The following is an 18,185-nucleotide window of genomic DNA, read 5'->3' as shown; positions in this document are numbered from 1 at the left end:
ACCCAATCCTCTGCGGGATAGGGCGCAAGAAAAAGCCCCCGACCTTACGGTCAGGGGCTCGTTCTTCGGATGCTGATGAAGGCCTAGACCTTCACCGGCTCCATCTTCGGGGTCAGCAGATGGATGACCAGCAGGGCCACCAGATAGGCGCTGCCGGCGACGATGAAGATTGGGGTGTAGGTGCCGATCTGGTCCAGTACGCGGCCGATGTACTTGGAGAACACCATGCCCCCCACCGCGCCCAGCATACCGCCGATGCCGACGACCGAGCCCACGGCGCCGCGCGGAAAGACGTCCGACGGCAGGGTGTAGAGATTGGCCGAGAAGCCCTGGTGAGCAGCGGTGGCGACACCGATGATCAGCACGGCGACCCAAAGACTGTCCACATTGGCGGCGAAAACCACGGGCGTGGCCAGCAGGGCGCAGACCAGCATGGTCGTCTTGCGCGCCTTGTTGATACTCCATCCGGCTTTCATTAGGCGGGACGAAAGCCAGCCGCCGCCGACGCTGCCAACGTCGCTGAGCAGATAGATGGCGATCAGCGGTGGGCCGAAGGTCTTGAGATCCAGGCCGTAGCGCTTGCCCAAAAAGTCGGGCAGCCAGAACAGAAACATCCACCAGATCGGGTCGATCAGGAACTTGCCCAGGGCGAAGGCCCAGGTTTCGCGCTTGGTGAGCAGCTTGGCCCAGCCGATCTTCTCGACGGGGTCGGCTGGGTCCTGCTCGATGTGGGCCAGTTCGGCGGCCGACAGGCGCTTCTGCTCACGCGGCCGGCGATAGACGATCAGCCACAGCGGCAGCCAGACCAGGCCGGCGATCCCGGTGACGATGAAAGCCATCTGCCAGCCAAAGGCCAGAACGATGCCCGGCACCACCAGCGGGGTGACGATGGCGCCGATATTGGTGCCGGCGTTGAAGATGCCGGTGGCCAGGGCGCGCTCGTTCTTGGGGAACCACTCGGCCACGGCCTTGATGCCGCCGGGAAAGCCGCCGGCCTCACCTATGCCCAGGCCCATGCGGGCAATAGCGAAGCCCCCGAACCCACGCGCCAGGGCGTGGCCGATATGGGCGACCTGCCAGATGAAGAACGCAATACCGAAGCCCCAGCGCGCCCCGATCCTGTCCATGATCTTGCCCCAGGCCAGGTAGGCCACAGCATAGGCAAGTTGGAAGTAGAAGACGAGGTCAGCGTAGTGGGTCTCGTCCCAACCAAATTCCTTGCTCAGGTCAGCCTTTAGCAAGCCAATGGTTTGGCGATCGACATAGTTGATCACCATCGCCAGGAATAGCAGGCCGACAATCACCCATCTGTACCGCCCGATCCTCGCGGATGGAGCGGGCATCGTTGGAGCGTCCATGGACTTCCTTACCCTTGGTCTTGTTGTTTTTCCGACGCCCCCGTCGGTTTTTTAGGCCGGGATGGCGACGCAGGCGACAGTCCCGAATGGAACGAAGTCTACGCGCGCCTGGTCGCCTGCCGCAACGTCATGAATGCCGGTGCTGGCGCCTGTGGTCACCAGCATGCCCTTCTTGAGGGGTCTGCCGCGCGAGGCGACGTGTCCCAGCAGGAAGGCCAGAGCGGCTAGCGGCGAGCCGGGGATCGAGAACGCGCCGCCCTTGCCGACCGACACGCCATTGATGAAGGTCTCGGACGGCATGTCTTCCCAGGCGATCTCGCGCCAGTTTTCTATGACCGTGCTGAGGATCTGGCCGTCATTATTGCCGAAATCCGAGGCGACGATGGGCGGGCCGAGTTGATTGATGGTAGCCAGCGGGCTGCCGGCGATCTCGACGCCGACCAGCAGGTCACCGACGTATTCCGCGGCTTCATCGGCGGTCCACTCGGTCTTGTCGACTGGGGCGTCCTTGCCTAGCCGGACGATGAATTCGGCCTCTACGGCGGTGAAGCCACCGGCGATAGCGCGGAACGGGGTGGGAGCCGACGTGGCGTCCCAGACGTTCTTCTTGAAGATGCAGCCGGCCAGGCGTTCGGCGCCCAGGCGTTCGCGGTGCTGCGGCGGCACCAGGCCTACCTTCCAGCCGACTAGTTCATCGGGCCAGGAATCGATCGCGATGTCCTGCACGGCATAGCCGTCGGCCATGGTCCGGGGAAGCACGCCGCCCGGATAGCCGGGGACCGACACGCCCTTCAGGCGCGCCTCCACGAATTGTTGAGCGATGGACGCCGGCGCGAACACTTCGCTCTCGGCCTCGGAAACGGTCACGCCGCGAATCCTCCCTCGCACTACTCTACTGTCCCGTTTAACAGGCTTAGAAACTGCATAATGGAAACCGGTGTCATTGACAATCGGGCAAGCGACACCGGTGGCAGTGGATTGTCAGGCTCCTTTTGCCGGGGTTGCCTGCCTCCATGGTTGATCTCGTCACCCTCCGCCGCCTGGCGCTCGCGCTGCCCGAAGTCGTGGCGAGCCGCGAGCGCCAGCGCCGGGCGTTCGAGGTCCACGGCAAGGGCATCGCTTGGTCCTATTTCGCTCGCGCCGCTCCCAAGGCCCGGCGCGAGCTGGTCGTCGGCGTGATCGCGGTGCGCTGTCCGCTCCCCGAGAAGGAGATGCTGATCGAGGTCGCGCCCGAACGGTTCTTCGACGATGACCACTATCGCGGCTTTCCCGCCGTGCTGGTGCAGCTCGACAGGGTGGACGAGGATGAATTGGCGGATTTGCTGGCCCGCGCCTGGCGCATTCAGGCGCCCAAGGCGCTAGTCAAGCGGATCGACGCCGCGCGCTCCGGAACCGGCGGACCGGGCGGCGATTTCTCCTCGCAGACAAGGAGCGTCGCCATGGCCGAGGGCCAACTCGCAGAGTATCGCCGCAAACGTGACTTCCAGAAGACTGCCGAGCCCAGCGGCGAGCAGGCGGTGGCCGCCGCGCCCCATGCCCGGTTCGTGATCCAGAAGCACGAGGCCACGCGTCTACACTATGATTTCCGGCTGGAGATCGACGGGGTGCTGAAATCCTGGGCCGTGACTCGTGGCCCGTCTCTGGACCCCGCCGACAGGCGGCTGGCGGTCGAGGTTGAGGACCATCCGCTCGGCTATGGGGACTTCGAAGGCACCATTCCGCAGGGCCAGTATGGCGGAGGAACGGTGCAGCTGTGGGACCGAGGCTACTGGACGCCCGAGGCGGGTTTCGAAGACATCGGCAAGGCGCTGAAGAAGGGCGAACTGAAGTTCGTGCTCGAGGGCGAGCGGCTGCACGGCTCCTGGGTGCTCGTGCGGATGAACCGGGACCGCAACGCCAAGGACGGCAAGAGCAAGCGGCCCAACTGGCTGCTGATCAAGCATAAGGACGACGCCGCCCAGCCGGGGAAGGGCGGGGCCCTACTGGAGGACGACGCCTCGATCGCCTCGGGCCGGACCATGGCCGACATCGCCGCCGGTAAGGGCAAGGGGCCCAAGCCGTTCATCCTGAAGTCCAAGGGCACGAAGGACGCGGTGTGGACCTCGCGGACCAAGGCCGGGCGGGAGACCCTGCAGGCCGATGCGGAAGAGACGCCGACGTTCGCCAAACCCGTTGAACCCAAATCCGAGCCCAAGGCCAAATCCAAGGTCAGCAAACCAAAGGCCAAGCTCCAGATCCTGCCCGACTTCATCGAGCCGCAGCTCTGCAAGGCCCTGGACCGCCCGCCGGCCGGCCCCGGCTGGGCGCATGAGATCAAGTTCGACGGCTACCGCGTCCAACTGCGCGTCGAGGGCGGCCGGGCCACCCTGCGCACGCGCAAGGGCCTGGACTGGACCGCCAAGTTTACCTCCATCGCCAAGGCCGCCGCGGATCTGCCCGATAGCATCCTCGATGGCGAGGTGGTGGCCTTGGACGCCGCTGGCCAGCCTGACTTCGCTGGCCTGCAGGCGGCGCTGTCGGACGGGAATACCATTGACCTGATCTTCTTCGCCTTCGACCTGCTGACCGACAAAGGCGGGGACCTTCGCGACCTGCCGCTACGCGAGCGCAAGGCGCGACTGAAAGCGATGATGGAGCCGGACGAGCCACGCCTGCGCTTCGTCGATCACTTTGAGACGGCCGGCGACGCGGTGCTGCTGTCGGCCTGCAAGCTCGACTTGGAGGGCATCATTTCCAAGCGGCTGGACGCACCCTATCGCTCCGGCCGCAGCGACAGCTGGATGAAGGCCAAGTGCCGCGCGGGCCATGAGGTGGTGATCGGCGGCTACACCACCACCGGCAGCGCCTTCCGGTCGCTGATCGCCGGCGTCTATCGCGAGGGCAAGCTGGCCCATGTGGGCCGGATCGGCACTGGCTTTCGCCGCGACAAGGTCGGCAAGCTGCTGCCGCGCCTGAAGGCGCTGGAGACTGACAAGTCGCCGTTCGAAGGCAAGGGCGCGCCGCGCAAGGCCGACAACGTCCATTGGGTGAAGCCCGAACTGGTGGCCGAGATCGAATATGCCGGCTTCACTGGCGATGGTTCGATCCGCCAGGCCTCGTTCAAGGGTCTGCGCGAGGACAAGCCGGCCGCCGAAGTCGAGGCCGAGGTCCCGGCCTCCGCCGAGACCGCCGAGCTGGCGACGCCGGTCCCCAAGGCCGTGCCCCAGGCCACAAGCAAGACCGCTCCGACCACGATCTCGACCGCCAAGACCGACAGCATCGTGATGGGCGTGACCATCTCCAAGCCCGACAAGGCCCTCTGGCCCGATGTCGATGGAACGCCGGGGACCAAGATCGACCTTGCCCGCTATATGGAAGCGGTCGGGCCCTGGATGTTGCCGCACCTCAAGGGCCGGCCGGCCTCGATCATCCGCGTGCCCGACGGCATCGGCGGCGAGGCCTTCTTCCAGCGCCATGCCATGCGCGGGATGTCCTCGCTGATCGAGCTGACCACCGTGAAGGGCGACAAGCAGCCCTACATCCAGTTCGACCGGCTCGAGGCCCTGATCGCCGCCGCCCAGATCGCCGCCGTCGAGATCCATCCCTGGAATTGCCAGCCGGGCGACCCCGAAGTGGCCGGCCGGCTGGTCTTCGACCTCGACCCCGCGCCGGGCGTCACCTTCCAGGATGTCATCGACGGAGCCCGCGAGGTCCGCGACCGGCTGGAGGAGGTGGGGCTGGTCAGCTTCTGCAAGACCACCGGCGGCAAGGGCCTGCATATCGTCACGCCCCTATCCGACAAGGTGCCGTGGGACTTGGCCAAGACTTTCGCCCGCGAGGTCTGCGCTCGCATGGCCGCCGATGCGCCGGACAAGTACCTGATCACCATGAGCAAGAAGGCGCGGGAGGGGCGGATCTTCCTCGACTACCTGCGTAACGACCGCACCAGCACCGCCGTCGCACCGCTTTCGGCGAGAGCCAGGCCGGGCGGGACAGTGTCGATGCCTCTCAACTGGACTCAGGTGAAGGCGGGCCTCGATCCCACGAAGTACACGATCCGCAGCGTTCCCGGCTTGCTCGCCAAGAGCACGGCTTGGGAGGACTATTTTGACGCCGCCAAACCGCTGAAGGCGGCGATCAAGCGGCTGGAGTAGGGGGTGGGGCGCGGGCGCTCTGGGTCATGGAAGTGACAGCTGCGCAAAACGGCGGCGATGACGACCATGAGGCCGTAGTCTTTGCGATTTCGAGAGCTGTCGCACCTTCGGTCTCGCACAGCGACGTGAGCGCATCGTGACCGAGCTTCGCCGCAGCGCAACGGATCGAAACGGCTGTCCAGTGCGTTTCTCAAGCCTGTAGTCTTCGGAGAGGGCCTTATCGCCATGACCGCGTTTGGGTCAGCCGTTCGGCATGCGTCGGATGATTTGCCACCACCCCCTGTCGCCTTGCCGCCCCACGCGGCCCTTTTTCTCGACCTTGATGGCACGCTAGCCCCGATCATGCCCCGGCCTGAACAGGTTGGCCCTGACGCGCGCCGCGCGGCGCTGCTCGACGACCTGACCCGCGCCTTGGACGGCCGCGTGGCGGTGGTCAGCGGCCGCGCGCTGAAGGACCTTGATCGCATTCTGGAAGGCCGCGTTCCGGCCATCGCCGCCGTCCACGGCCTTGTCCGCCGGGGCGCCCACGGCGTGGAGTGCGCTAAACCGCACGCCCACCTCGACTATGCGCGCGGCGTGCTGCGCGATCTGGCCCGCAGCGACAAGGGCCTGTTGTTCGAAGACAAGGGTCTCAGCGTAGGCCTGCACTATCGCAATGCGCCCTCCGCCGCCGAGGCCGTGATCGAGGCCGCCGAACGCTTGGCCCAGTCCTCCGAACTGGTCCTGCAACTGGGTGACATGGTCGCCGAGCTGCGAACCCCCGGCCAGGACAAGGGCAAGTCGGTGTCGGCTTTCCTGCGCGAGGCGCCGTTCGACGGGGCCTGCCCGGTCTTCGTGGGCGACGATCTGACCGACGAGGACGGCTTCGCCGCCGCCGCCCGCCTAGGCGGCTATGGCGTGCTAGTCGGGCCGGAGCGTCCGACCCAGGCAGTCTATCGTCTGGAAGACTGCGGAGCCGTGCTCGACTGGCTGAGCGTCGCCCTTGGAGCCGGGGGCGCCGGGGGCGGGAGGAGCGTCGCATGAGCCGCCTGATCGTCGTCTCCAACCGCGTCAATCCGCCCACCGGCAAGGGCGACGAAAGCGTCGGCGGCCTAGCCATGGCCCTAGGCGCGGCCTTGCGCGAATATTCCGGCATCTGGTTTGGCTGGAGCGGCAAGACCACCGAGACGTTCACCGGCCAGCTGAACATGCAGAAGGCTGACGGGGTGACGGTGGCCACCGTGGATCTCGAGGAGAACGACTACCAGGAATATTACAACGGCTATGCCAACAAGACCCTGTGGCCGCTGTTCCACTATCGCGTCGATCTGACCGCTTATGACCGCTCGTTCGGCGAGGGCTATGACCGGGTCAACAAGCGCTTCGCCGAGACCTTGCTGCCGCTGATCGAGCCCGACGACATCATCTGGGTGCACGACTACCACCTGATCCCGATGGCGCGGGAGCTGCGCCGGCTTGGCGTGACCAACCGGATCGGCTTTTTCCTGCACATCCCGTGGCCCGCTCACCAGCTGGTGGTGACCCTTCCGCGCCATAGGCCGCTGGTCGAGGCGATGTTCCATTACGACCTGATCGGCTTCCAGACCGAGGAGAGCGTCCAGGCCTTCGAGGGCTATGTGTTCAACGAGGTGGGCGGCGAGCGCACCGATGATGGGCGGCTGACGGCCTTCGGCCAGACCACCCAGGCTGGCGCCTTCCCGATTGGCATCGACGCGGCCGACTTCGACCGCATCAAGGACAGCTTCCGCGCCAACCGGGTCTATGACCGGCTCATGGCCCACAGCGTGTTTCGCAAGATGATCGTTGGCGTTGATCGCCTAGATTATTCCAAGGGACTGGAAGAACGGTTGATCGGCTTCGAGCGGTTCCTGCACGACAATGACGAGGCCCGTCGCGAGGTCATGCTGCTGCAGATCGCCCCGATCTCGCGCGACGAGGTCGGGGCCTACCAGGACCTGCGCGGGCGGCTAGACGGGCTGATCGGGCGGATCAACGGCGCCTATGCCGACATGGACTTCAATCCGATCCGCTACCTCAATCGCAGCTATCGCCGCGACGAGCTGGCCGGGGTCTATCGCGCTGCCAAGGCTGCCCTGGTTACCCCCCTGCGTGACGGCATGAATCTGGTGGCCAAGGAATATGTCGCCTCGCAAAACGCTGACGATCCGGGCGTGCTGATCCTCTCGCGCTTCGCCGGCGCGGCACGGCAGCTGAAGGAGGCGTTGATCATAAACCCCAACAGCCCCGAAGAGATATCCGACGCCTTGAGCCGAGCTCTGAGCATGGATCTGGCCGATCGCAAGCGCCGCTGGGAAGCATTGATCGACAATGTCACCCGCCACGACGTCACCGCCTGGCGAGACGACTTCGTCTCGGCGCTGCGCGAGCCGCCCCACATGACGACAAGGGAGGCCGCCTTGCCCAAGGCCGCCAACGAAACACCAGCCCTGGCTGTCCGGGCCGGAGGGAGAGCATGACATGGCCGCGAGACCCACTTGGCAAGGCCATCTGCGCCTCTCATTGGTCACCTGCCCGGTAGCGATGTACACGGCGACCAGCCCCGGCGGCGAGGTGCGCTTCAATCTGCTGCATCCCAAGACCCACAACCGGATCAAGATGATCGCCACCGACCCCGAGTTGGGCCCGGTTGATCGCGCCGACCTTGTCAAGGGCTACGAATACGAGAAGGACCACTATGTGATCCTGACGCCCGAGGAGATCGAGAGCGTCCGCCTGGAAAGCACGCGCGTCATCGACATCGAGCGCTTCGTCGACGCCGGCGACATCGACCGGCTCTATTGGGACAATCCCTATTTCCTGGTGCCAGACGGCAAGCTGGCGCTGGACGCCTACACGGTGATCCGTGACGCCATGGCCGGCGCGGGCAAGATCGCCCTGGGCCGGGTGGTGATGCACACTCGCGAGCGCCTGATGGCCATCGAGCCGCGCGATAACGGTCTCATCGCCTACACCCTGCGCAGCCATGACGAGGTGCGCGACTCCCGCGAACTGTTCGACGACATCCCTGACCGCAAGGCCGATCCCCAGATGGTGGCCATCGCCGAGAAGATCATCGAACAGCAGGAAGGTCCCTTCGACCCCAGCCAATTCAAGGACCGCTACGAGGACGCCCTGCGCGCCCTGATCGCGCAGAAGGAAAAGGGCGGCAAGTCCAAGGTCACGGTCGAGGAGCCAGACAACACCAATGTCGTCGATCTGATGGAGGCCCTGCGCAAGAGCCTGGGCCAGAAGCCCGGCATGGCGGCGGTCAAGCTGGCGGCCAAGAAGGAGCCCGCCGCCAAGGCGCCCACCAAAAAGGCTCCGGCGCGCAAGAACGCCTCTTGAGGCGCGCGGCATTTGCCCTGCATCGCGATGGGGCGTTTGATCCTCGTCCGGGAGGACGTGTGATTCACAGGCTTCGCATTTTTCTGCCCGTGGCATTGGCCGTGGCGCTTTCCGGGTGCGCCACGGCGGCCCGACAGGAGCTGGCGCGTGAGAGGGCCGCCGTGCTGGAGTGCCAAGGCCAGCGCACCGCGCGGCCGACGGTGATCCTTGAAGCCGGAGCGTTCGGCGGCGTGGCCGACTGGACCTTGGTCGAGCGCGACCTCGCAAAGCGCGGCCGGGTTTGCGCCTATGACCGCGTTGGCCTTGGCCTCGCGCCGCTGGAGGTCGAAGCCATCGACCGCTCGCCGGTGGCGATCGCCCGGCGTCTGGAGGCCTTGGTCTCCCAGGAGGAAGGCGACAGGCCGGTAATCCTGGCGGGCCACTCCAACGGCGGACTCTATGTCGAGGCCTTCGCCCGGCTGTGGCCCCAACGAACGGCTGGCCTGCTGCTGGTCGATGCGGTCGGAACCGACGTACAGAACCATCCACTGGCCTTGGCTGACCTTGAAAAGGAGCGACAGCTCACCGGCCTGGCGCCGTTCGCCCGCGCGACGGGCCTGTCGCGCCTGGGCCCTTGGCTGAGCGAGATCCATCCGCCGGCCGAGGCCGCAGCGCGCCGTGAGCTGACCTGGACCCGCCGCTCCAGCACTCACGCGGCTTCCGAAGAGGTGCAGGCTATCGTCGCGGGTCTCAAGGCAGTGGACATCTTGCCGCCGCTGCGTCTGACCATCCCGGTGGCGGTGATCGTCGCGAGCCGTCGTCCGACCGCGCCGCTGGATCGCGACTGGAGAGCCGCCCAGGTGGCGATCGCCGATCGCGCCTGCCGTTCGGTGGTGGTCGACGCTTGGTCGAGCCATACCTCGATCCTCGACGCTCAGCGCGATTATGTCGTTGCCCTGGTCGATTGGCTTAACGGCGGCCAACCCCGGGCGGGCAAGCACGGCTGCGGCTAGAGAATTTTTCGAGCGAAGTGGTTCCGGTTCGCGTGAAGAAAAATGCGTCAAAACAAAAGATTAGAGCTCACGGCCTGGCGCAGTCAGGTCGGGAAATGCTCTAGCGCCCCAATCCGCTCAGCCACCTCCGCAGGGGCGCGTCGTAGAACTGCGAGGCGATCCAGGCGATCAGCGGGGTGAAGACCAGCGCCGCGCCGCAGAACCACAGGGGGAACCACGCCGGTTCGCCTTGCGCATAGATCCGCATCATCATCGCCCAAGCCGCCCAGTGCAGGGCGTAGAGCGGATAGGAGAGATCACCCGCGCCACGACACAAAGCGCCGAGCCGGCCGTTAGGGTCGTGGGCGCCCATGCACACCAGCACCGGGAACAGCAGCGCCACGCAGGCTAGGTCGTAGAACTCGTTGCGCGGCGTGAGCGGCGCGAACAGGGCGGCGGCGAGCAGAACCACCGGGATCACAAGACCCGACCCTGGGGCCCTATGGCGATAGCGCCAGGCCAGCCAGCCCAGGGTGAAGCTGAAGGTCGACCGCGCCAGTCCGATCCAGAAGGTCGCGCGATCCCAGCCGGTCTCGATCCCATGCATGCCCAGGGCGCCCCACAGCATGACCGCGAAACAGACGATCAGGATGGTCGCCAGCCCGGCGCTCGGCATGCGCCGGACCGGGAACCACAGGGCGCTGATCAGCACCTCGAAAAATAGCGACCAGGCCGGCGGATTGAACGGGAACAGGCTGGGAAAGGTCCCGTAGGGCGTGGGGTCCAGCCGCGGGATCAGCAACAGGCCGCGTGTCAGGTTCAGCCAGACCGGCGGGCTGTGCCGGGCAGTAAGGATCGCGCCCATGAAGGTCGCCAGCACCAGCATTGGCCAGATCCGCACGACGCGGATCCAGAGATAAGAAAGCCAGCCGATGTCGCGCCGTTGGAACGCGTGGGCCAGCACGAAGCCGCTGAGGCAGAAGAAAAAATCCACCGCCAGATAGCCGTGGGCCACCACGCCCTTGCGTCCCGACCAGTCGGTGACGTGGTAGAGGAGCACCCCCGCCGCCGCCACGGCGCGCAGGCCGTCAAGGGCGGCGAATCTCTGCGTCTTTTGCTCAATCACCCGCTGCGTCCATAGCATGGAGGTTTGAGTGATGAGCGGGCCTAGAGCAAGCCGCGACCGTCCGCTCCTGCGGCTTGCCCTAATCGAGAAGCTGGACCCGAACGCCCAATTCCGCCGCCGCCAGCGCCAGGCGATTGTCCAGGGTTACGCAAAAAGTCTTCCCGGCGGCACGTGGCGGCGTGAAGCGCGCTGCTGACCTCTTCGATCGTGGGTGGGTACGATGACGCCGGCGTCCAAATAGACGCTCAAGCCTCGGGGTTCTCGTAAAGCTCGTTGAGCAGATCAGCGGAGCTGATCCCGGCTGGCTTTCGCGCCTGACGGCGGGCACGCAGCCAGGCATAGGTCGCCTGCGGGGTCCCAGGAGCACGCGCCGCGATCGCCCGCAGCACGGCGACAGGCTTACCGCGCCGTGGGATGATGACCTCTTCGCCTTCAGCGCGCGGTCGATCAGTCGAGGCAGGCAGTATCGACGCCCATTGCGAACGGGCGCGGGCTGCGGGGGCCGAGATCCTGATGGAGCCGGCCGATCAGTTCTATGGCGACCGCACCTATCGTTGCCCCGACCCGGAGGCCCATTATCTGGGCCGTGGGCGCGCCGGTCAGGACCGTCACCCAGCAGGAGGCCGAGGCGGACTCGGGACTGAAAGTCATCCAAGGCTGGGTGTGACCGCGACCATGACGCCCGGCGATTTCCGCCGTTTGGCCCTCACCTTACCCGGGGCGATCGAGAGCGCGCACATCCAGGGCCCGCGTCGAGCAGGCGAACTGGCCCAGGCCACCAGCCTGACCGCGCCGGCCATCAGCCGCCATCTGCGCGCCCTTCGCCAGGCGGGGCTGGTGGAGTAAACCCGCGTGACCGTCGAGCATCGCGGCTGGGACACTGTGCCGATCGAGCACGTGGCGCGCGCCGCTTCCCCGACGGCGTGTTCCTGCGCCGGCACGGCGAGTGGTGGCAGGCGCTGCTGACAGGTCTGGCCATTCGCGCTGCTATGGGTTCAAAGGAAGACGCCGGGGGAGGGCGACGCATGACCAAGACCATCAGCAAGACCCACCGTCAGGCGGCGCTGGGCTTCATTTTCGTCACCGCCAGCCTCGACGTGCTGTCGCTGGGGGTGATGATCCCGGTGCTGCCCGAGCTGATGAAGCGCTTCAACGGCGGCGACACCGCCTCGACCGCGCTATGGATCGTGCTGTTCGCCACGACCTGGGGCGTGATGCAGTTCTTCTGCGCGCCGATCCTGGGCTTGATGTCCGACCGTTTCGGCCGCCGGCCGGTGATCCTGACCTCGATCTTCGGCCTGGGGATCGACTTCCTGTTCATGGCCTTTGCCCCGACCATCTGGTGGCTGTTCGTCGGCCGGGTGTTCAACGGCATGACCGCCGCCAGCTTCTCGACCGCGGGCGCCTATGTCGCCGACGTCACCAAGCCCGAGGATCGGGCCAAGGGCTTTGGCCTGATGGGGGCGGCGTTCGGGGTGGGCTTCACCTTCGGCCCGGCCCTGGGCGGCTGGCTATGGCATTTCGACCATCGCCTTCCGTTCCTGGTCTGCGCGGCCCTGGCCCTGTGCAACTGGCTGTACGGCTTCTTCGTGCTGCCCGAATCCCTGCCGGTAGAGAAGCGGGTCAAGCGCTTCGACTGGAAGAAGGCCAACCCAATCGGCTCGCTGAACCTCTTGAGGAGCAAGCCCAACCTGCTGGGCCTGGCCGGTGTCGGCTTCCTGTTCCAGCTGTCGCACAACGTGCTGCCCAGCGTCTTTGTGCTCTATATGGGCTATCGCTATCATTGGCCGGTCAATGTCATCGGCCTGACCCTGATGGGCAGCGGCATCGCCGGCATCTTGATGCAGACCGTCGTGGTTGGCCCCGTCGTCAAGGCGGTCGGAGAGCGCGGGGCGCTGCTGATGGGCCTGTTCTTGGGCGCGGTGGGCTTCATGATCTACGGCCTGGCGCCGACGGGTTGGCTCTATCTCTGCGGCCTGCCGATCTTCGCCTTCAGCGGCTTGATCCAACCGGGGCTTCAGGGCCTGATGACCCGCCGTGTCGAGCCGTGGGAGCAGGGCCAACTGCAGGGGGCGAACTCCGCCATGATGGGCATCACGGCCATCGTCGGGCCGTCGCTCTATCTGTTCCCCTTCGCCTGGGCGGTTCGCCATGACGCCACCTTGCACATGCCCGGCCTGCCGGTGCTGATCGCCGCGACCCTGATGCTGGGGGCGGTTGTTCTGGCCTATCGCTATGCGCGACCGTTGGCGGCCATCAATGCGCCCGAAAGCTCAGCTGATTTGGCAGGCTGAGTTTCACGGAGTCGCCAAACCCCCATGCGATCCTATCGCGTCCTGCTTCCCGCCCTGGCCGTGCTGGCCGCCTGCTCGCCGCAGGGGGCGTCGAAGGCCCAGTCGATCCCCGACTTGGCCCAGCCCACCCGTCGGGTTCCCACCGACCCGATGTCGATGAAGGCTTCGTTCTCGCCTGTGGTGAAGAAGACCGCCCCGGCCATCGTCAATGTCGCCAGCCGGCGCGTCGTGCGTCAACAGGCCGATCCGTTCTGGGACTTCTTCATGGGCGGCGGCGGCGGTGCGCCGCGCGAACAGGTGCAGGGCTCGCTCGGCTCGGGCGCCATCGTCCGCGCCGACGGGGTGATCATCACCAATCACCACAATATCGAGGGTATGAGCGACGTCACCGTCCAACTCGCCGACCGCCGAGAGTTTTCAGCCACGGTGCTGCTGGACGACCCGCGCGCCGACCTCGCCGTTCTGAAGATCGACACCAAGGGCGAGCGCCTGCCGGTGATCGCTATCGACGACCAGGAACAGCTGGAGGTCGGCGACCTGGTCCTGGCCCTGGGCAATCCGTTCGGCGTCGGCCAGACCGTGACCAACGGCATCGTCTCGGCCCTGGCTCGCACCGATGTGGGCGCGGCCGAGTTCGGGAGCTACATCCAGACCGACGCCGCGATCAATCCCGGCAATTCCGGGGGGCCGTTGGTCGATATGGACGGCGACCTGATCGGCGTGAACACCTTCATCATCTCGCGCTCGGGCTCGTCCAGCGGCGTCGGCTTCGCCATTCCGGCCGCCGTGGTGCGCCAGGTGGTGAGCACAGCCCTGGGCGGCGGCCACAGCGTGGTCCGGCCCTGGCTAGGCGTGAAGGGCCAGCCCGTGACCGGCGAGATCGCCAAGAGCCTGGGCCTGGCCACGCCGCGCGGCGTTGTGCTGTCCGACGTCTATCCCGGCGGCTCGGCCCAGCGGGCGGGTCTGCGCGAGGGTGACGTGATCCTCTCCATCGACGGCCAAGCCGTGAACGACGAGGGCGGCGGCGCCTTCGCCATCGGCACCCACAAGGTCGGCGACCGGGTCTCGGTGATAATCAACCGCGGCGGCAAGGAACAGACCCTGACCCTTCGCGCCGAGGCCGCGCCGGAAACTCCGGCCCGCGACGAGCGCGTGCTGAAGGGCCGCAGCCCGTTCGACGGCGCCACCGTCGTCAACCTGTCGCCCGCCGTGGCCCAGGAACTGAGCGTCGATCCCTTCGCTGGACGCGGGGTTCTGGTCACCAAGATCGGCCAGGGCTTTGCCCTGAACGCCGGCCTGCGTCCCGGCGACTTCATCCGTGAGGTCAACGGCAAGGCCATCAACACCACCGCCGAGCTTGACGCCGTCAACAAGGCAGGGGCCTCGGTGTGGGCGGTGACGATCGAACGCGGTGGCCAGCGGATCACGGCGCGGCTGAGGGCGTAGAGCGCGATCTGGGGACACCCACTTAGGGCAAGATCTTTCGCCAAGATCGTACAGGCCGTGTTGTGAGTGTGTGTCCCCGTTCCGTTCACCCTGCTAGAAGAGAGAATGTCCGATCTTTTCCAAGCCGCCGGCCTGACGCCTCACGCGCCTAGCCCGCTGGCAGACCGCTTGCGTCCCCAGACTCTCGACGAGGTGGTGGGGCAGGAACACCTGCTGGGTCCCGATGGCCCGATCGGCCGGATGGCCGCGGCCCACCGCCTGGCCTCGATGATCCTGTGGGGCCCGCCCGGCACGGGCAAGACCACAATCGCCCGCCTGCTGGCCAAGGCTGGCGGCTACGAGTTCCAGCAGATCTCGGCGGTATTTTCCGGCGTCGCCGACCTGAAGAAGGCTTTCGAGCAGGCTCGCGTGCGTCGCCATGCCGGCCAGAGCACCCTGCTGTTCGTCGATGAAATCCACCGCTTCAACCGCGCCCAGCAGGACGGTTTCCTGCCGTTCGTGGAAGAAGGGATCGTTACCTTGGTGGGCGCCACCACCGAGAACCCGTCGTTCGAGCTGAACGGCGCTCTGCTGTCGCGCTGCCAGGTCTTTGTGCTCAAGCGGCTGGACGAGGAGGCGCTGGAGGCGCTGCTGGTCAAAGCCGAGCATGCTGAGGGCCGCAAGCTGCCCCTGAACGACGACGCCCGCGCCACGCTTGTGGCCATGGCCGACGGCGACGGGCGTTACCTGCTGACCCTGACCGAGACCCTGCTAGCGGTCGGCGCGGACACGCCGCTGAACCCCACTCAACTGGGCCAGTTCCTGCAGAAGCGCCGGCCGGCCTATGACAAGAACCGCGAGGACCACTACAATCTGGTCTCCGCGCTCCATAAGTCGGTGCGCGGCAGCGATCCGGACGCGGCGCTCTACTGGCTGGCGCGGATGCTGGAGGGCGGCGAGGACCCGCTGTTCATCGCCCGCCGCCTGGTGCGCATGGCGTCGGAGGACATCGGCGCGGCCGATCCTCTGAGCCTGCTGCTGACCACGGCGGCCAAGGACGCCTATGACTTCCTCGGCAGTCCCGAGGGCGAATTGGCCCTGGCCCAGGCCGTGGTCCACATGGCCAGCGCGCCCAAGTCCAACGCCGTCTACATGGCCTACAAGGCCGCCCGCCGCGCGGCCAAGGAGACCGGCAGCCTGCCGCCGCCCGCCCACATCCTCAACGCCCCGACCAAGCTGATGAAGACCCTGGGCTATGGCGACGGCTACGCCTATGACCACGACGTCGAGGGCGGGGTGTCGGGTCAGAACTACTTTCCGGACGGCATGGCGCGGCCGACCCTCTACGAGCCCAAGCCTGTCGGCGCCGAGGCCAAGGTCAAGGAGCGGCTGGACGCCTGGAACCGCCTGCGGAGAGACGGCAAGTGAAGCTCACGCCTGCGGTCCAGGTGATCGCTCTGCTGTCTGTGGTTCTGCTGCTGGCGGGCGGCGTCTTGCTGTGGCTGGCGCTCGTCACGCCGTGGCACAGCAATTCCAACGCCTATTTCGCCGAGCTTCAAGCCCTGCGCGGCACGTTCTATTTCGGCGACCCCGCGCCCGAGGCCTTCAAGCGGGCGACGATCCAGTTCGACAGGCTGCAGGCCAAGTACGCGACGCACAAATGGCTCTATGCCGACTTGGCCTATGCCTGCGTCACGGTCGGGGCCTTGACCGCCATCGTCGCGGCCCTGGCGGCGCGGTTCGGCGGCCGGCTGCTAGTCACCCAGCGCAACGTCTTCATCGTCATCGGCGTGACCTTGCTGGCCCTGGTCGCGACCCTGGCGGGCCTGGCGGCCGATCCGCTGCACCGGATGTATCGCGAGCAACTGCCGGAATGGTCCGACGCCATCGCCATTCCGCTGGCGGGCGCGGTGGTGGCGATGATCCCGATCGCCTTGATGACGCTGGTCCTGATCATGACGCCGATTTTCGTGCGGCGCAGGGCACGGGGGCCCTTGCTGGTGCTCAGCCGGCCGCCGCACTGGCAGGCCACGGTGGCTAACCTCGTCTACGCCCTGCCGCTCGCCTTCGCGATATTCCTGTTGAGCAGCTTCGGCTCGCGCGGCGGCTGGGCGCTGGTCCCGGCGGGTCTGATACTGCTGTGGCTGTTCCTGAACGCGCGCGCGCTGTGGATCGCCCCGAAGGAGGAGGCGGCATGAACCGTCCGTCGCGTCGCCCGCCCTTGGCCCCCAAGCCCAAGGCCTCCGACACCCCCGTCGTTCTGACGCCCGCCGAGATCGAGTACACAAAGTCCTTGGTCATCCACGAGGACGACAGCGTCTTCGTGCTCAACAAGCCGGCCGGTCTCTCCAGCCAAGGCGGACGCATCCAGGCCCATACGCTGGACGACCTGCTGTGGGCCCTGGCGCGGCGCGACCGGGCTCGGCCTCGGCTGGTCCACCGGCTGGACCGCGACACCTCGGGCGTGATCCTCACCGCCCGCACCAAGCCGGCCGCGAGCTTTCTGGGCAAGGCCCTGATGGGTAAGCGGTTCCGCAAGACCTACCTGGCCATCGTCACGCCCGCCGCGCCCGAGCCGCGCGGCGGGCAGATCGACGCGCCCCTGCGCCGCGAGTCGATCGGTCGCGAGGCCTATATGCGCGTCTGCGATGAAGGCCATCCCGACGCCGAGACCGCCCGCAGTCGCTACAAGACCCTGGCGGCCACAACAGGCGCGGCCTTGGTCGAGCTGTCTCCCGACACCGGCCGAATGCACCAACTGCGGGTCCATATGGCCTCGATCGGTCGGCCGATCGCGGGCGACAGCCGCTATGGCGGGGCGCTGATGCTGGGCGGTGCGCCCGTGCCGCGGCTGATGCTGCACGCGGTCAGCCTGGTCTTCCCACATCCCGAGGGGGGTGAGCGGCGGATTTCAGCGCCGATCCCTGACGACATGCGCGCGGTTCTGGATAGGCTGGGCCTCGCGGTTCCGGAACGCGCCGGCCTGGAACAGGGACGGCCGGACGCTCGTTAAGCCTGCCAGGAGACATTCGCCATGAAACGCCTGATCGCGCTCGCCTTTTCCGCCGCAGTCCTTACAGGGTGCGCCTCGTCGCCCACGCTGTACGGGCCGCAGACCGCGCCGCAGGCGGCGGGCTATTCCGAATACCGGCTCGAGGCCGGCCGCTACCGCGTTACCTTCAAGGGCAATCCCGGCGCGCCGGTCAACCAGGTCTCGGATTACGCCCTGCTGCGCGCTGCCGAACTGGCCCTGCGCGACGGCTATGACTGGTTCCGGGTCGCCGACCGCATGACGCAGCAAACCGGCTCGGGCGGCAATTCGGCGATCTCGATCGGCGGCGGCTCGGGTAGCTACGGGCGCAGGAGCGGCGTTGGCGTCGGCCTGGGTACGAGCTTCAACCTCGGCCCTGGGCCGGCGGTCAGCAGCTCGATGGAAGTGGTGTTTGGCAAGGGCCAGCGCCCGCGCGACGCCGACACCTATGACGCCCGCGACATCGTGCGGACCGTCGGGCAGGGGCGGGCGGCTGCTTAAC

The 18,185-nt window shown here is 66.8% G+C and carries 14 protein-coding genes and 1 pseudogene; 12 read left to right on the top strand and 3 right to left on the bottom strand.

The genetic code is table 11. The features are described 5' to 3' along the window. Positions 1 to 83: 83 nt before the first annotated feature. Complete coding sequence (locus tag ACP696_RS05675) at positions 84 to 1,358, bottom strand: MFS transporter (protein WP_426012002.1); 1,275 nt, start codon at positions 1,356 to 1,358, stop codon at positions 84 to 86. Positions 1,359 to 1,409: 51 nt separating this feature from the next. Next, positions 1,410 to 2,225, bottom strand: coding sequence for a 2-keto-4-pentenoate hydratase (locus tag ACP696_RS05670; protein WP_426012000.1), 816 nt, complete (start codon positions 2,223 to 2,225; stop codon positions 1,410 to 1,412). 572 nt (positions 2,226 to 2,797) lie between these two features. Between ACP696_RS05670 and ligD the strand changes: the two genes are divergently transcribed. The 5 genes from ligD (at position 2,798) to ACP696_RS05645 (ending at position 9,828) form a co-directional block, all read left to right on the top strand. Then, positions 2,798 to 5,491, top strand: a complete 2,694-nt coding sequence (ligD, locus tag ACP696_RS05665; RefSeq protein ID WP_426012558.1) for a DNA ligase D — start codon at positions 2,798 to 2,800, stop codon at positions 5,489 to 5,491. Between the two features lie 225 nt (positions 5,492 to 5,716). Then, positions 5,717 to 6,514 carry a trehalose-phosphatase gene (gene otsB, locus ACP696_RS05660; RefSeq protein WP_426011998.1) on the top strand — a complete coding sequence of 266 codons (798 nt, stop codon included), beginning with the start codon at positions 5,717 to 5,719 and terminating at the stop codon, positions 6,512 to 6,514. Further along, positions 6,511 to 7,968, top strand: a complete 1,458-nt coding sequence (locus ACP696_RS05655; RefSeq protein WP_426011995.1) for an alpha,alpha-trehalose-phosphate synthase (UDP-forming) — start codon at positions 6,511 to 6,513, stop codon at positions 7,966 to 7,968. The genes otsB and ACP696_RS05655 overlap by 4 nt, the downstream gene beginning before the upstream one ends. A gap of 1 nt (position 7,969) precedes the next feature. After that, positions 7,970 to 8,836, top strand: coding sequence for a Ku protein (locus ACP696_RS05650; protein ID WP_426011993.1), 867 nt, complete (start codon positions 7,970 to 7,972; stop codon positions 8,834 to 8,836). 101 nt (positions 8,837 to 8,937) lie between these two features. Next, entirely contained in the window at positions 8,938 to 9,828 is an 891-nt protein-coding gene (locus ACP696_RS05645; RefSeq protein WP_426011992.1) for an alpha/beta fold hydrolase, read from the top strand. A 100-nt stretch (positions 9,829 to 9,928) separates the two neighbouring features. On the opposite strand, the gene ACP696_RS05640 is transcribed toward ACP696_RS05645, so the two are convergent. Continuing rightward, entirely contained in the window at positions 9,929 to 10,933 is a 1,005-nt protein-coding gene (locus ACP696_RS05640) for an acyltransferase family protein (RefSeq protein WP_426043529.1), read from the bottom strand. A 747-nt stretch (positions 10,934 to 11,680) separates the two neighbouring features. Here ACP696_RS05640 and ACP696_RS05635 point away from each other — a divergent pair. The 7 genes and pseudogenes from ACP696_RS05635 to ACP696_RS05605 all read left to right on the top strand — a co-directional run. Next, a pseudogene (locus ACP696_RS05635) lies at positions 11,681 to 11,776 on the top strand (ArsR family transcriptional regulator); the annotation flags it as partial. 182 nt (positions 11,777 to 11,958) lie between these two features. Then, entirely contained in the window at positions 11,959 to 13,227 is a 1,269-nt protein-coding gene (locus tag ACP696_RS05630) for a TCR/Tet family MFS transporter (RefSeq protein WP_426011989.1), read from the top strand. Between the two features lie 24 nt (positions 13,228 to 13,251). Beyond that, positions 13,252 to 14,673 (top strand): Do family serine endopeptidase, encoded by a 1,422-nt coding sequence (locus ACP696_RS05625; protein ID WP_426011987.1) that lies wholly within the window; start codon positions 13,252 to 13,254, stop codon positions 14,671 to 14,673. A gap of 105 nt (positions 14,674 to 14,778) precedes the next feature. Next, a complete protein-coding gene (locus tag ACP696_RS05620) occupies positions 14,779 to 16,080 on the top strand; it encodes a replication-associated recombination protein A (RefSeq protein WP_426011986.1) in 1,302 nt (433 codons plus the stop codon). Beyond that, positions 16,077 to 16,850: a hypothetical protein gene (locus ACP696_RS05615; protein ID WP_426030557.1), complete on the top strand. Its 774-nt coding sequence runs from the start codon at positions 16,077 to 16,079 to the stop codon at positions 16,848 to 16,850. Before ACP696_RS05620 ends, ACP696_RS05615 begins: the two co-directional genes overlap by 4 nt. Further along, the gene (locus tag ACP696_RS05610) at positions 16,847 to 17,665 is read left to right on the top strand and encodes an RluA family pseudouridine synthase (RefSeq protein WP_426011982.1); all 819 of its coding nucleotides are present in this window, start codon (positions 16,847 to 16,849) and stop codon (positions 17,663 to 17,665) included. Before ACP696_RS05615 ends, ACP696_RS05610 begins: the two co-directional genes overlap by 4 nt. Before the next feature lie 21 nt (positions 17,666 to 17,686). Continuing rightward, a complete protein-coding gene (locus ACP696_RS05605) occupies positions 17,687 to 18,184 on the top strand; it encodes a CC0125/CC1285 family lipoprotein (RefSeq protein WP_426011980.1) in 498 nt (165 codons plus the stop codon). The last annotated feature ends 1 nt before the right edge of the window (position 18,185 follow it).

It is taken from the genome of Caulobacter sp. DWR3-1-2, assembly GCF_049896225.1.
Lineage (GTDB): Bacteria > Pseudomonadota > Alphaproteobacteria > Caulobacterales > Caulobacteraceae > Caulobacter.
This window is presented reverse-complemented; position numbering and strand designations above follow the sequence as displayed.